General features: G+C 62.2%; 13 protein-coding genes and 1 pseudogene. 4 read left to right on the top strand and 10 right to left on the bottom strand.

Annotation, left to right across the window (positions count from 1 at the left end; translation table 11 throughout):
* Window positions 1-7: 7 nt before the first annotated feature.
* Window positions 8-874 (bottom strand): malate dehydrogenase, encoded by an 867-nt coding sequence (locus tag BRA42_RS12510; RefSeq protein WP_292409758.1) that lies wholly within the window; start codon window positions 872-874, stop codon window positions 8-10.
* A gap of 208 nt (window positions 875-1,082) precedes the next feature.
* Between BRA42_RS12510 and BRA42_RS12505 the strand changes: the two genes are divergently transcribed.
* Both BRA42_RS12505 and BRA42_RS12500 read left to right on the top strand, forming a co-directional pair.
* Window positions 1,083-1,970, top strand: a complete 888-nt coding sequence (locus tag BRA42_RS12505) for a dihydroorotate dehydrogenase (RefSeq protein WP_342770439.1) — start codon at window positions 1,083-1,085, stop codon at window positions 1,968-1,970.
* On the top strand, window positions 1,963-2,727 hold the full coding sequence (locus BRA42_RS12500; protein ID WP_292409735.1) for a dihydroorotate dehydrogenase electron transfer subunit: 765 nt from the start codon (window positions 1,963-1,965) through the stop codon (window positions 2,725-2,727). The genes BRA42_RS12505 and BRA42_RS12500 overlap by 8 nt, the downstream gene beginning before the upstream one ends.
* 18 nt (window positions 2,728-2,745) lie before the next feature.
* Here the strand turns inward: BRA42_RS12500 and BRA42_RS12495 are convergent, their stop codons facing one another.
* From BRA42_RS12495 to BRA42_RS12475, 5 genes are all read right to left on the bottom strand, one after another.
* Complete coding sequence (locus BRA42_RS12495) at window positions 2,746-4,005, bottom strand: WD40 repeat domain-containing protein (RefSeq protein WP_292409736.1); 1,260 nt, start codon at window positions 4,003-4,005, stop codon at window positions 2,746-2,748.
* Window positions 4,006-4,273: 268 nt separating this feature from the next.
* Complete coding sequence (gene mobA / locus BRA42_RS12490; protein WP_292409737.1) at window positions 4,274-4,891, bottom strand: molybdenum cofactor guanylyltransferase; 618 nt, start codon at window positions 4,889-4,891, stop codon at window positions 4,274-4,276.
* A gap of 19 nt (window positions 4,892-4,910) precedes the next feature.
* A complete protein-coding gene (locus tag BRA42_RS12485; RefSeq protein WP_342770438.1) occupies window positions 4,911-5,822 on the bottom strand; it encodes a 2-dehydropantoate 2-reductase in 912 nt (303 codons plus the stop codon).
* A 26-nt stretch (window positions 5,823-5,848) separates the two neighbouring features.
* Window positions 5,849-6,301, bottom strand: coding sequence for a methylated-DNA--[protein]-cysteine S-methyltransferase (locus BRA42_RS12480; RefSeq protein WP_342770437.1), 453 nt, complete (start codon window positions 6,299-6,301; stop codon window positions 5,849-5,851).
* Window positions 6,289-8,301, bottom strand: coding sequence for an ATP-dependent DNA helicase (locus tag BRA42_RS12475; RefSeq protein WP_342770436.1), 2,013 nt, complete (start codon window positions 8,299-8,301; stop codon window positions 6,289-6,291). Before BRA42_RS12475 ends, BRA42_RS12480 begins: the two co-directional genes overlap by 13 nt.
* Window positions 8,302-8,533: 232 nt before the next feature.
* Here BRA42_RS12475 and BRA42_RS12470 point away from each other — a divergent pair, with 232 nt between their 5' ends.
* Window positions 8,534-8,782, top strand: coding sequence for a DUF5654 family protein (locus BRA42_RS12470; protein ID WP_292409741.1), 249 nt, complete (start codon window positions 8,534-8,536; stop codon window positions 8,780-8,782).
* 114 nt (window positions 8,783-8,896) lie between these two features.
* Here the strand turns inward: BRA42_RS12470 and BRA42_RS12465 are convergent, their stop codons facing one another.
* From BRA42_RS12465 to BRA42_RS12455, 3 genes are all read right to left on the bottom strand, one after another.
* Window positions 8,897-9,286: a cupin domain-containing protein gene (locus tag BRA42_RS12465; RefSeq protein ID WP_342771168.1), complete on the bottom strand. Its 390-nt coding sequence runs from the start codon at window positions 9,284-9,286 to the stop codon at window positions 8,897-8,899.
* A 41-nt stretch (window positions 9,287-9,327) separates the two neighbouring features.
* Complete coding sequence (locus BRA42_RS12460; RefSeq protein WP_342771167.1) at window positions 9,328-10,320, bottom strand: TIGR03557 family F420-dependent LLM class oxidoreductase; 993 nt, start codon at window positions 10,318-10,320, stop codon at window positions 9,328-9,330.
* Window positions 10,321-10,751: 431 nt separating this feature from the next.
* On the bottom strand, window positions 10,752-10,988 hold the full coding sequence (locus BRA42_RS12455; protein ID WP_342771166.1) for a hypothetical protein: 237 nt from the start codon (window positions 10,986-10,988) through the stop codon (window positions 10,752-10,754).
* A gap of 56 nt (window positions 10,989-11,044) precedes the next feature.
* Between BRA42_RS12455 and BRA42_RS12450 the strand changes: the two genes are divergently transcribed.
* On the top strand, window positions 11,045-11,467 hold the full coding sequence (locus BRA42_RS12450; RefSeq protein WP_342772159.1) for a hypothetical protein: 423 nt from the start codon (window positions 11,045-11,047) through the stop codon (window positions 11,465-11,467).
* A 173-nt stretch (window positions 11,468-11,640) separates the two neighbouring features.
* Here BRA42_RS12450 and BRA42_RS12445 read toward each other — a convergent pair.
* Window positions 11,641-11,844: pseudogene (locus BRA42_RS12445) on the bottom strand (hypothetical protein); the annotation flags it as partial.

Genomic DNA, 11,844 nt, shown 5'->3' with positions numbered 1-11,844 from the left:
CACCTGATCAGACATCGAATCTCCTGCAGAGAGTCTGCACGAACGCCCCCGCTTCCGCCATCTTCGCACCCTCCCACGGGTCCAGATCCCACTCCTCGATGCCGAGGATACCCTCGCGGCCGATCCGGGCGGGAACCCCGAGCGAGCAGTTGGATAGGCCGTATTCGCCGTCGAGCACACATGAGCAGGGGAGGACCTCGCGCCGGTCGTCGAGGATTGTGCGTATCAGCATGGCGATGTGGTATGCGGGGCCAAAGACCGTGCCGCCTTTGCCGCGGATCACCTCCATGCTCGCCCCCCGCATCCGGGAGAGGATCGCCTCCCGCTCCCCGACACCGGGATCGGCGCCGGTCTTCGAGAAGAGCGGCACCTGGTGATCGCCGTGCTCGCCGAGCACCCAGGCGGGCCCGGAAATCCCGGCCTCTTTGAGGAAACGGGCAAACCGTGCGCTGTCGAGCTGGCCGCCAAAGCCGATGCACCGCCGCCGGTCGATACCCAGCATCTTCCAGAGGCCGTAGTTGTTTGCGTCCATCGGGTTCGTGACGGTGATGACGACCCCGGAAAATCCCTGCAGGTGCCTGCTGCAGCGCTCCACCACCGGGACATTGGCCTCGAGGAGGTCGGCCCGGGTCTTGATAGCGGGCGTCCTCGGGGTGCCCGCTGCAAAGACGAAGATATCGGCATCCCGCATCGCCGCCATCTCTGTTGAGATCGCGACGTCGAGGCCCGTGTGCTGCAGGTCGAGCACCTGTGCCCGGAGGAGGGGCTCGTACACGTCGTAGACGACGATCTCGTCGACGAGACCGAGCGCGGCGGAGAGAAACGCCGCTTCGCCTCCCACCTTTCCTACCCCTAAAATTGCGAGCGAGGTCATAGTATCGGTCCTGTACATTCAGATAACGGCAAACGATTCTGCGCGCGTGAAAGCACCCTGCTATACGGAAAATAACGATCCAACAGGGAAGTAAGGTCTCTCACCGCCGCCCATACCGGTTACCCGGGCTCCGGAGAGCGGAGCGTATTCATTCCTTATTATACCTTGGCGCGAGAGTATAATAATACCTCACTCCTACCTTTTTTCAATGGTTACGCTTTATCCTGGCCCCATCAAGGTCGGCGGCGTCCGGTTGAAGAACCACCTTCTGCTGGCGGCCGGCATCCTCGGAACCACCGGGGCGTCGCTCGCCCGCGTCCTCGCGAACGGTGCGGGGGGTGTGGTCACGAAATCCATCGGCCCGGGCCCAAACCCGGGCCATCCCGGACCCTGCCTGGTTGTCGTCGACGGCGGTATCATCAACGCCATGGGCCTGCCGAACCCCTCCGCCGCGTTCGCGGACGAGCTGGCCGTTCTCGCGGGCGAACCGGTGATCGTGAGCATCTTCGGAGGGACCCCCGAAGAGTTCCGGACGGTCGCCGGATGGTTCTCCGGTAAGGCGTCCGGGTTCGAGTTGAACCTCTCCTGTCCGCACGCGGCGGGCTACGGAGCCGCGATCGGAAGCGACCCGGCTCTCGTGGAGGAGTGTACGAAGGCGGTGACCGCTCTCGGGGTCCCGACCTGGGTGAAACTCACCCCGAACGTCGCTGACATCGGGGGGATCGGAGCGGCTGCGGAACGCGGCGGAGCGGATGCGGTCGTTGCGGTCAACACGGTAAAGGCGATGCGGATCTCGACGGCGCTCCGCCGGCCGGTGCTCGGGAACCGCTTCGGCGGGCTCTCCGGGAAGGCTATCTTTCCCATCGCCGTCCGGTGCGTCTACGACCTTTATGAGGCGTGTTCCATCCCGGTTATCGGGTGCGGCGGTGTCTCGACCGCCGATAACATCGTCGAGATGATGATGGCGGGAGCAAGCGCCGTCGAGATCGGGAGCGCGGTCGTCGACGATATCGGCATCTTCTCGACGATAGCAAACGACCTCTACAGCCACGACGGCATCGATGCACGCGAGATCGTGGGGTGCGCCCATGGATGAGCAGATGCCCGTTGGGGTTACGATACAAAAAATCGTAGAGGAGACGCCGTCGGTCAGGACGTTCGTCTTCGACCGCGAGATCGCCGCCCGCCCGGGGCAGTTCGTGATGGTCTGGGTGCCGGGCGTGGACGAAATCCCGATGGCCCTCTCCTCCCCGTCCGCGATCACCGTCCAGAAAGTGGGGGATGCGACCGCCGCCCTCTTTGCGATGCACGAGGGCGACCGGATCGGGATCAGGGGTCCGTACGGAAACGGTTTTACGGTCTCCGGGAGGACGCTCGCCATAGCAGGCGGCGTCGGTGCCTCCCCGCTGCTGCCGCTTGTTGCGGCCGGGCAGGTGGATACGTTCCTCCTCGGCGCACGGACCGCAGCAGAACTCCTTTTCGCCGGCCGGATACGGGAAGCGGCGACGCTGATGGTCGCGACCGACGACGGCACCGCCGGTCACCATGGGTTCGTGACCGAGCTCGTGTCACGGATCGACCTTGCCGACTTCAGCCACATCTGTGTCTGCGGGCCGGAGATCATGATGGCTGCGGTGCTCGCCGCCCTCGACCGGGAAGGTTGTGCGGAGCGGGGACAGTTCTCCCTCCACCGCTACATGAAGTGCGGGATCGGCCTCTGCGGCTCGTGCTGCACCGACCCGCACGGCCTGCGGGTCTGCAGGGACGGCCCCGTCTTTTCCGGCGACGCCCTGATCGAGAGCGAGTTCGGACACTACACGCGCGACGCGAGCGGGAGCAGGCACAGGGTCTAAGTGCCCCCCGCGCGGGCATCAGGCAAGGAAGTCTTCCTGGGGCTTAAAGAGGAGGGCTACGATGTTCTCCAGCCACCCGGCCACCTGGGAGGTGAGCGGGGCCCCTTCATCCCGGGCTGAAGCATTCACTCCGGCCGTAGCCGTACCGTTGTCCGGGGGGGGTAGGCGAGCGGGCGTGTCGCTCGCCGTCTGGTTTTGGGGTCCGGTCTCGTTCGCCGCAACCTCTACCGGCTCCCTGCCCTCAAGCAGGGACGCATCGTCGGTGAAGAGACGGATGAACCGATCGCCGTCGCCGCCACCGACGACAAGGAACGAGCCGTCGGGAGTCACGGCAAGAGACTCGGCACGACCGCTGAGGGCGATCTTCTGGAGTTCCGCGCCCGTCCAGTCGAGGACATAGACGGTCCTGCCGGATGCGGCGAAGATCTCATCGGCCTCGTTTGTCAGGGCTACCGCGATGATAGCATCTTTTGTGGGATATTTCCAGAGGTGCTCACCCTCCCCTGTGGAGAGGTAGACGCAGCGGTCGTAGGACCCGGCCGCCACGAACCGCGCATCGGGGGTGAGAGCCACGCTCTTCACGAGATTGCCGGTCCCGTAACTCCAGGATTCCCCCTCCCGGCTGTTCAGGTAGTAGACTCCCTGGTCGTCACAGCCAACGGCAATCTTACGGCCGTTTTCCGAGATTGCAATACCGTAACCATCGGTCCCCATATCGTAATCCCAGAGTTGTTTCTTGTCCAGGTCGAAGATATAGACCGCACCGTTATCGCACCCTGCGGCAATATAGGTGCCGTTCGACGAAAGCGCCACGCTCCGGTAGATAAAAGTCGTCTTCTCGGTCCAGAGCAGGCTTCCGTTCCCGTCATAGAGATAGAGTTTGTCTGCGGCGACACCGATGTAGGACCCTTCGGGAGATATCCCCACGCCGTTTACCCGGGAACCGACGAGGATCTTCCAGAGGACGTTCCCCTGCCGGTCCAGGAGGTATATCCCCGAACCCGCACCGGCAACAATCCTGGAGCCGTCCTGGGTGATAGCCACGGACCGGACGGCATCATTGACCCCCACTCCCCAGAGGGGAGCATAGTCCTCTTCCGCGCCTGCGGCGACACCGCACAGGGCCACCGATAGACAGCAGAGCAGAAGGAGCGGCGTCAGGAACCTGCCGACCTCGCGGCTGCGGGTCCTCGAACCGGAACGCATTGCCCATGTAATCCCGGAACCGCCCGGGCGCCCGGCGGTAGAGCGGGTCAAAGCCACTTCCCCAAATGACATCGGGCCCAGACTAGAGAGAGAGAGCATATATATTTTTCGGGGAAGCGTACCGGCCCGACGCCCCGGAGGTCTCCGCCGGTTCCCGCCCTGCTCCAATCCGGAGCAGCCCGGGGTTGCCGGGGCGCACGAATTACCCTGAGAATAGTTAGTGGAAAAAAGGGCTCCAGGAAGCGACACGGGCTCACGCGAAGAAGACGTGCCCCGAGGGAGAAGGAGTTTTTGCATACCGCCGGCGCATGAGCCGGGTGCGGACGCCGGCTAATCCCTGCTACCCGGATACATCGTCCCGGCCCTGCTCCGCCGACGGGTCGATCGTCTCCAGGTCTTCCAGGTTGTTGATGTTCGTAAACGTCAGCAGGTCCGGGTCGATCTTGCGGATCTCCTCCATGTGCACGTATCGGGTATTGAGACTCCTCACCATTGCGCGGAGCGAGAGCGACTCATGCTCCTCCAGGTACCCGATCAATGCGCCCGTCCGGTAAACCGCGTGAAGCGGCTCGAGCATATCGGCGTTCCAGCACGGAATGGCAGCATCGTAGCCGACAGCGGCGTCAAAGAGCATCGTCACCACCCGTGGATTGACGCAGGGCATATCGCACGCAACAACGAAGACATACTCGCCGTGCACCGCAAACGCCCCCGCGTGCAGACCGCCGATGGGTCCAAGGTCTTTGCGGATATCCGGTATGCACCGGATATTCTCGAGATGACAGAATCGTTCGCACTGCCCGGGGTCCCGTGCGACCGCCACGATCTCGTCCACCACTTCCTGCAGGGTCTCGATGAGCCGGTCGATGAACGTCCTGCCCCGGAAGGTAAAGAAGTACTTCTCCCGTCCGCCGGCACGCCGTGCCGCTCCACCAACAAGAACAATCGCAGACCGCATATTCCTCCCTTTCCGGCCGTCAGAGCCGTTCCCGAAAGTGGATCAATTCCGTGATGCAGGTGTTATACGGTGCGTCGATCCCATGTTTCCGGGCGAGGGCCGCGACCGCGCCGTTCATGAAGTCGATCTCGGTTTTTCGCCCGAGAGCGAGGTCCTGGAGCATCGACGAGTGGTGGGCGGCCGTCGCCGGGATCTGCCCGGTTCGGAGGTAATCCAGGTACGCCTCCGGCGCCTCCCAGGGAAGGGCGACACCCTCGGCCTCCGCCACCCGGTAAGCCTCCCGGACGATTGCGGTGACGATCGCCCAGGCATGCGGGTCGGTGAGCGCGCCGTAGGGAACGTTCATGACGGCGCCGAGCGGGTTTAACGCACAGTTATAAAGGGTTTTACTCCAGATATCGGTCCGAACCGTAGCGGTCGCCTCCGCACGGATACCGGCCCGCCGGAGGAGGGCCGCAAGAGACTCAACCGCGTCGTTCGTGCCGGACGGGTAGCGCCCCAGTTTCATGGGCGCCGCCTCCACCGAGACATGGACCGATGCGTCGTCCTGCCACTCGAACCCGGTGATGATCATGGCGCCGATGGTCCGGTCGGTGAAGGTCCCGATGATCTCCTCGTTCCCGATGCCGTTCTGAAGGCTCACCACCGGCCGGCCTCTGATGGAATCTGCGAACTGACGGCAGATCTCCCCGGTATCGGTAGACTTTGCGGTAATGATATAGTAATCGGCATCCCGCCACATCTCGGGGAGGTCCTCGGAGCAGCTGAAACGGTATGCCCCCTCCCCCCAGATTCCGGTCATCAGGAAACCCCGTTTCCGTATCGCGTCCGCATGCCGCTTTCGGGCAACGGCATGAACGTCCGCGACGCGGGATAATTTTGCGGCGACGGTCAGGCCGACCGCCCCCGCACCCAGGACCACGATCTTCATTGGACTCGGGTGTACTATATGCGGAGTTACCTGTTAACTCCTCCCACTCTCTCCCGGCGCTCCATGGCGAGCAGGGCCTCTTTGATCGTCACGTCCGGGGAGAACCCCCCGAGCCCGGTCTTTGCAACGACACGGTGGCAGGGCACCACAAGCGGGGTCGGATTTTTCGCCATCGCCGATCCGACCGCACGGGGCGCGGTCCCGACGCGCCGGGCGATCTCGCCGTAGGTGACGGTCTCCCCGCGGGGAACCGCACGAACCGCACGGTAGATCCTCGCAAAGGTTGAGTCCCCCTCGGTTGCGATGCTCCGGAATGAGGAGAGGTCGGCCGGCCGCCCGGCACAGTAGCGCACGACCTCATCGGGGACCGGACCGGGAAGGCCCGTGCGAGCGAACCGTACCCGATAGACGAGGTCGTCCTGCCACGTCACGTGGACATACCAGAGGCCGAATCGGCACGATCCGGTCAGGATCGCCATCTGCCGGCCTCCTTTCGGAAGAGGTCGAGGGTGCACGCCGCCATCTCCTCCTGCATCCACGGCGGCAGCCCGGCATGAACCCGGGGTTCCAGGAACCGCCGGTCCCCGAGAACGAGCATCCCCCGGTCCTCGGGCGTCCGGAGCACTCTCCCGAGCGCCTGCAGGGCACGGTTGACCGCCGGAAGGGTGTAACTGATGAACTCTCCCTCATCGCCGAACTTCATCCTGAAGTAGTCGATCACCATCCGGCGGACGCGGTTGAACGGCGCGAGCGGGAGACCGATAACGAGTGCTCCCGCGAGCATCTCGCCCCGGTAGTCCAGTCCCTCGCTCCACTTGCCGCCGCAGACCGCAAAGAGGGTGCCGGAGCGGCCCGTCCCGGGAAGGGCCATGAACTCACGAAGCATCGCGGCTGAGGCCGTAGCATCCTTGGACTCAACGTAGATCTGTTTCCTTTTGATCCGGGGGGTGCACCGCTCCGCAAAGGTGTTCAAGAGGTCATAGGAGGGGAAGTAGATTGCAAGGTTCCCCGAGAGGGCGGCAAACGTGGTGATGTAGTCCTCGACCCGCGCAAGGTTCTCTCTGTCCCGGCGCATCGAGTAAGCGGTGGTGATATCGTTTGCGCAGAGGATGCGGCGGTTTTCCGGGGGAAAAGCGTTCGGAAGCGAGATCGCGGTGACGGGGAGATCGCCGAAGTAGTAGCGGCGGTAACTCTCGATGGGAGAGAGTGTCCCGGAGATCATCACGGAGCAGGCGTGCGCCTGGGCGATATCCTGAAGTTTGGTACTCGGGTCGATATTTCTCACCTCAAGCGCCACCGTGCCGTCGTCCTCCTTCCGGTAGACCGTGAGGTACGCCGGGTCGGCCGCGGACCGGAAGATCCGGTAGAAGAACTCGGTCAGCCGCTCAATCGCGCTCTCCCGGAATTCGCCCGCCTGCATGTTCTTCTCGCGGATCCCCTCGCTGATCTTGAGGAGGTCGTCCACGACCTCCTCCACGCTCCGGTAGAGCGTGCCCGAGAGGATCATCCGCTGGAAGATGGCGGGGTCGAACCAGTCCTCAACCTCGTGCGAGGCTTTGAGCGCATCCATGAACCGGGTGATCTGCGGCAGGATCTGGCTGACGGCGTCCGCCTGGTGCTGGGACCGCCGGCGCCCGGAAAGTTCGTGCCCGGCCTGGACGATGTCGCGCTCCTCGATCATCACGCTCTCGATGCTCTGGACGACATCGCCGCAGTTATGCGCCTCGTCGATGAGCAGCAGGGTGTCGTGCCCCTCGATCCCGAGCGAGAGGTAGAGTTGCTCCCGGATGACGTCGTCAAAGAGGTGGTAGAAGTTCACGAGGACCACGTCGGCGTCCCGGGCGGCGTGCATCATCGTCTCGTAGGGGCAGATGTCGCCGCAGAACCCGGCGAGCTGGTCGGGCCAGATCAACTCGGTGCTCACCCGCTCGGCCCGGACGCGCAGGGCTGCCGACGGGATCATCTTCAATCCCGCGTCCTCGGGCTCCACAAACGATTTGCCGTGAATGAAGTAGGGGCAGATGAGCGGGTGGTCCGGGTCCATCTTCCGGATCTGCTGCTTTATCTGGCGGTCGTTTGCCGGGACGAGCGATCCCTTCTGCGCCCGTTCCCGTATCAGCGCCGTCGAGAAGGCCTTGACACCCTCGCACCGCCGGTAGATATCTCCCTCCCCGCCGAGCGGGCACATGCTGGACTTGCCAATGAGGTAGGCGAACCTGAGATCGCCGCGCTTCTCCCGGATGAGTTCAAGCTCGCGCATGAACGTGGAGAGCTGGCTGATGGTGCGGACAGCGACGAGCACTTTGCGTCCCCGGCTCTCGGCAAGGAGCGCGGAGACCACGCTCGATTTGCCGCTCCCGGTCGGCGCATCGATCATGACAATACCGCCGTCGCGCGCGACAGATGCGGCCGCTTCAAGCATCTCCCGCTGGTGGGGCCTGTACTCCCGGTAAGGGAACCAGTCGTCGAGGGTATCCATTGCATTATACGTCGACGGCCGATCCCAATGTAGTTTGGGTGCCCGGAGCGAAAGTGAAGGAAGGGCCGCACGACGCCGTGCCGGAAAAAAGTGAGAGCCCCTGCCGGGATCTGCGGGACGAAGATGCGCATCTGGCCTGCGGGAGCGTCAACGCCGCGCGGCGCCGTCCCGGAGCGTCCGTTCCCGGAACCATTATATACAACGACGCTCACCGCTCCCTGGTGATGATGCTATGGCATTCAAGGCAGAGGTCATTGGAAATATAGCGGCCCTTATCACGGCCGCATTCGGCCTGGTCGCCGCTCTCGCGTGGAACGAAGCCATCCAGGAGCTCTTCAGGATCATCTTCGGAGATCAGAGTTCGCTTGTCGCAATGATGGCGTATGCCATCGTCGTGACGATCATCGCGGTGCTCGCGACGATCTGGATCGGCCGCGCCGCAGCAAGGGCAAAGGGCGAGGAAGAGACGGTAAGAAGATAATATCCGGACGTTCCCCAGGTGAAAGGATGATCGGAGGCGGAAAAATCCGCACCCGGACTTTCGCCGGATGCGGATGTGCGGTACCGGGGAGAATGAGACGGGAAACCCCTGCTGTCACTTCGGGTCGGGAACAAATACTGCGAGCAGCGCGATATCCTCCTTATCAGCGGCGACGGCGTGCCTGACACCGGGCGGCGTGGTGAAGGAGTCTCCGGGCTTGAAGGATATCTCCCTCCCGTCGAGGATCATCTTCCCATAACCGTCCAGGATGGTGTTCCACTCCCATTGACTCTCGTGGAGATGGTCGGGAACCTCACAGCCTTTCCGCACCCTGACGAGGTGGGAAGAGAATAACCCCTTCGTATCCGCTCCCGGCGCAAGGTCCGCCAGAGCGACACCGGTCCACGCCGGATTAGAATTCCACACGGGTCGTCTGCCCGCTTTCTCTGCAGGGAAGAAGACGAGACCCTCCTCCATGAGCCGGACAATATTCTGGTCTTCCATCGTTTTTCGCCAAAAAAAGGGACGTTCCGGGAAAGTCCGGTTCAATCCGTGACGGCAGGAATGATCTCCTTGAAGATATCGATGCCTGCGTTCACGTTCGGGCTGGAGTTCCCGAGGCAGAAGTGGTTGATGCCTGCATCCTTGAACCGCTCGATCTCCTTGATCATCTCTTCGGCGTTTGTGGCGCACATGTAGTTTTCCTTGATGGTATTGGAGTGGACAAGGTTCGCGTGGAGCTGGACCTCCTTCGGATCGTAGACCTTGTATTTGAACATCGAGGGGACGAGGCATCCTGCCCAGAACCGGTTGCCCTCGACCGCTTTGTCGTAGTCGGTGTCGACGGAGTACCAGATCAGCATGGCGTGCTCCATCTTGCTCGGATCTTTCCCGGCCTCCTTCGCACCTTCCTCAAACTTGGGGATGGTGACGTTCTTGAGGACCGAGGGGGCGGCTGCAACGGTCATGAGGTGGTCGCCGTACATGCCGGCGAGTTTTGCGCCCTTGGGTCCGAGGCCGCTGAAGTAGAGCGGAACCTCATCCGTGGGCTTGGTGTACATGAACGCCTTGTCGAGCGTGAAGTACTTGCCCTTGAAGGTGACCGGTTCTTTGCTCTCCCAGAGTTTCCGCATCACTTCAATGGCCTCGACGGTCATGTCCTGCCGCTCGGCAACGCTCGGCCATTTTCCGGTGACCGGAACCTCGTTCATCGCCTCACCGGCGCCCACGGCGACCCCGACCCGCCCGGGGTACATCGCCCGGAGGGTGGCGAACGTCTGTGCGACGATTGCCGGGTTGTACCTGAGGATAGGGCAGGTGATACAGGTCGAGAAGAACACGTTCTTGGTGGCCTGAAGCGCCGCGCCCATCCAGGCCCAGGCCTGCGCAGACTGCGCGTTCTCGTGGTACCAGGGGTGGAAGTGGTCATCTACCCAGATCGAGTCGAAGCCGACCTTTTCTGCTCTGATTGCCTGTTCAAGCGCATCCGTTGGGCGGTACTGCTCCAGGGATGCAAAATAACCGATTTGCGTCTTCATACTGATCTCCTGACAATCGGCAAAGATACCTATCCGGGGGCAGATCTACCCAAATCTTGATACGTCACCAGCGCCAACAAAAGCACTGGTACGGTGGCTGGGGCTCGCACATCAATCCCACTTATTTGTGGCGGGCCGCAGCTGTCCTACCCCGTAGATGGTTTCTTCCGATTTGTCGTGTGCGGACTAAGTGTCCACAGCATGGATTGTGGTTGTGACTACAGATATAACTGTCGTTTATTGATCAGCAATACCAAGGTAACGATAGTAGATATTCGATAATGCCATAACTCCGCATGGGTCTCCCCCGCAGGAGAGATTGCTATTCTTAGAGAATATCCGAATCAAAGCGTGGATTGCAGGAGTTTAATCAGAGATAGGTGAAAACCGGAGACCGTACTCCCGGAGCAGGGGAAACGCTACGTTCAACACTAAAGATAGATATTCGTTTCTGAAGAGTCCGTCTCCTGCGCCACATAAGCTTCGCATGCCCGGAACGGCGCTTCAGCCTCCTCGCGGACAGCATCCGAGACGCCGATCATAAACGATGCTATCTCTCCGGAGGGCAACTTGAAGATAGAGTGCCAGGTCCACGGAGAGGAACGCTCCTTCCGGTACTGGAGAGGAGGCAGGAACTCGGGCTTTTCGGTCTCCAGGACGCGGGTCAAGAAGAGCGACCGGTACCGGGTTTCCTTGAAGGCCAGGTGCTCTGTTGTGACATCCTGTGGTTCGTGCTGTCCTCGGCATGCTGCATATCGGAGAGATAGGTCCGGACTGCCGGACTCTCTTGCTATTCCGCATGACGGTCGGGTCTGAGAATCAACCGGGGCGGGACGATGTCGCCACAACGAGCGATATCCCGCTCATCGCCCGGATCTCAGAGGACCCGGCTATCGGGGAGGCGGACCTCGCGGAGGTGCCGATCGTCGGAATACCAGAGAAAATCCCGGCGCCGCCCCGGTGCGGGACTTCGCCGGTGGATCATCGAGGAGTATGCGCGGCGGGGGAAGTGACGTTCCGCGCACCGGAACGGCGTAGCCGGCCCGGTGCAGCCATATTCTCCGGGCCCGGACAACCGGGGGAAATGAAGAATGAGTTGATCGAATTCACCGGGGCACGGGTCCACGGATACCCCGGTAGACGGTGAACCGGATGACGCCATCGCGGGGTTAATACTCCTTTATTTGAAAAAAAGAATGAGGCGGATATTGAAGGTGCCCCCGGGCACCTGACGCAGAGATGCGGTATGAAGAATGAGACGGGAAACCCCGCCATCATTTCGGATCGGGAACAAATACTGCGAGCAGTGCGGCATCCTCCTTACCGGCGGCGACGGCGTGCCTGACCCCCAGGCGGCGTGGTGAAGGCGTTTCCGGGCTTGAAGGGTACCTCCTTCCCGTCGCGGAACATCTTCTCATGACCGTCCAGGATGGCGTTCCACTCCCACTGGCCCTCGCGGAGGTGGTCGGGAACCTCACGGCCCTTACACACCCCGACGAGGTGGGAAGAGAACGACTCCTTCGT

The sequence above is a fragment of the Methanoculleus sp. UBA374 genome, from assembly GCA_002508705.1.
Classification (GTDB): Archaea; Halobacteriota; Methanomicrobia; order Methanomicrobiales; family Methanoculleaceae; genus Methanoculleus; species Methanoculleus palmolei.
Note: the sequence above shows the minus strand (reverse complement) of the source record. Positions and strands in the feature narration are given on the sequence as shown.